This window comes from Pseudoalteromonas shioyasakiensis, from assembly GCF_022398475.1.
Classification (GTDB): domain Bacteria; phylum Pseudomonadota; class Gammaproteobacteria; order Enterobacterales; family Alteromonadaceae; genus Pseudoalteromonas.
On sequence record NZ_JAKEVM010000260.1, the window covers coordinates 1 to 2,101 of the forward strand.

Annotated in this window: 3 protein-coding genes; all 3 read left to right on the forward strand. The window is 36.4% G+C overall.

The features are described 5' to 3' along the window. Positions 1-545: 545 nt before the first annotated feature. The 3 genes from L1D51_RS21280 to L1D51_RS21290 all read left to right on the forward strand — a co-directional run bounded on the left by L1D51_RS21280 (position 546) and on the right by L1D51_RS21290 (position 2,020). Positions 546-932: a hypothetical protein gene (locus L1D51_RS21280; protein WP_239964809.1), complete on the forward strand. Its 387-nt coding sequence runs from the start codon at positions 546-548 to the stop codon at positions 930-932. A gap of 137 nt (positions 933-1,069) precedes the next feature. Further along, a complete protein-coding gene (locus L1D51_RS21285) occupies positions 1,070-1,285 on the forward strand; it encodes an RHS repeat-associated core domain-containing protein (protein WP_055021930.1) in 216 nt (71 codons plus the stop codon). Positions 1,286-1,306: 21 nt separating this feature from the next. Next, complete coding sequence (locus L1D51_RS21290; protein ID WP_239964810.1) at positions 1,307-2,020, forward strand: RHS repeat-associated core domain-containing protein; 714 nt, start codon at positions 1,307-1,309, stop codon at positions 2,018-2,020. The last annotated feature ends 81 nt before the right edge of the window (positions 2,021-2,101 follow it).

The following is a 2,101-nucleotide window of genomic DNA, read 5'->3' on the forward strand; positions in this document are numbered from 1 at the left end:
AGGTGGAATAAAGATGATTAAGAAACTGATAGTTATATTTTTCTTTTTGTTTCTTCCCATAATCGGTATTTTGCTACATGTGTTTACGCAGTTTCTACATCTTTCTCAATGGGAGATTATAAACATCATCGTTTCTGTAATTTTTTCCGTGCTTTTTGTTATGAAGCAGTATTTGTTATCGAAAACGTTAGGAGCACTACTGGTTACTTCAATAGTCTCTAAAAATACATACTTACTACTGAATCTTCAGATGAAATTACAACAGCTATTATTCAAGTAGGGTTCGTTATAGTTTATCAAGCTGCACTGGGCTTACTCGCTTTGTACTTTCTTCATAAGAAAACTAATTTGTAAAAGTTGTCAGGTCTTGCTTTTTGCTTTCATAAGGCAAAAAACAAGACTTGACCCTCATAACAGTAATTTCAATAAAAAATGAGCTAGGAAAAAGCACCATATTGATGGTTCAACGATATTTACTAGAAAAGATGGAGAATTCAAAATAGAGTTTAACTGGAAAACATTAACATACGGAAAAAATTAGAGTTATGAATTTAAGCGATTCAGAACAACAAGTTCAAAATTTGTTTAACTTAAGTTCTAAGCAATTTGAAAAGGCAAAGAAAGATATTAAAGCTATCGGGGTTGAGTGTTTTGCATTAGAAGAAGATCAATTTTCAATATATGACGAAGTCCTATTCTATTCTGAAGTTATCGAAGGTGTAGCCTATAAATACTCTAAACAGACTATTTCCGGACGCTCTGAAAAGTTACTTAAACTACAAAAGTTAACACTATTTGAAAATACTGATTTTAAATCTTGGTTTTCAAAATATCATCTAAAGTACCATGAGTACGCCATGTATTTGCTGGTTTTAGAGAGCTTAAGAAAGCTAATAGTATCTGACCTTGAACTCGAAAGTGACTATAAATAATCTTGGTTCTTTTGCCGCATGAATATAAGCCTCTTAACAGAGGCTTAGTTTTGAGCGAGGGAGCCAAAAGGGTCACCCATTAGAAAACTCCGGCCAAGCAGGCAGCTGTGTTTTTTTGATCTTTAGTTCAAAATCAGATGAATTTGTATGCTTATGTGGGGAATGATCCAATTAATATGGTTGATCCTACAGGTGAATTTTTACAAACAATAGTCTGTGGTTTTGTAGGCGGTAATGTAGGCCTTACTTTTGATTATATCTCCAAAGGTGGAAGTATGTCCGGTCAAGAAATGTTGGTGTCATTTTTTGGTGGTGGAATGAAGGGGTCAGGTCTTGCTTTTTGCCCTTGGTAAGTCTGAAGTGGCAACTTATTAGTGAAAACGAATGGCTCTGGTTCAATAATAGCAACACATAAATATGGCCCATTTGGAGAGCCAATTAATTCCAGCTCATCGCGTTTCCGTTACACTGGGCAAATCTTAATCCCAGGTACTAAGCTTTATCACTACAAAGCACGGGTTTACCACCCTGAGTTAGGGCGTTTTATGCAGACTGATCCCATTGGATATAAAGATGGGATGAATATGTATGCGTATGTAGGTAATGATCCGGCTAATATGGTTGATCCTAACGGTCAAACTGGGCAGCGTATTTCGTTTTCCTATAAAGTAGGTCCGCTAACGCGAAAGGAGGCCGAGAGAATAAATACAAATGCTGGGCATGTTAACAATCTTACGGCTGCCGCAGCCGGAGCCATTGCAGCTCGCATTCATCCATACTTAGCGCCTATTGGAATGGCTGTCGACTCCTATCTTACTGAAGTTGAGTTTGCTCTTTCTGAGGGTGATACAATTGAAGTAATAACAGAACTCGAAATTACGTCAACTTTTGATAACGATTCTGGCTACAAAGAGGTGGGGAACTCATATAAAGTTATCAACTCAGGTGGTGAAACTATTTATCACTCTATTCACGGCGATATAAACAATCAGGAGAGAAATGAATCGCCCGACGAAACTACAGACCGAATGCCATTTAAGGATAAGGTCAGTTGTACTGGGACGAGGATAAAAAGAGAAAGTTGTTAAATTAAAAATGGTGCTTTAGAGGAATTAAGTTTATGATCCGAGAATACTTTAAAAAAATTTATAAAATATATCCTAGTAAAT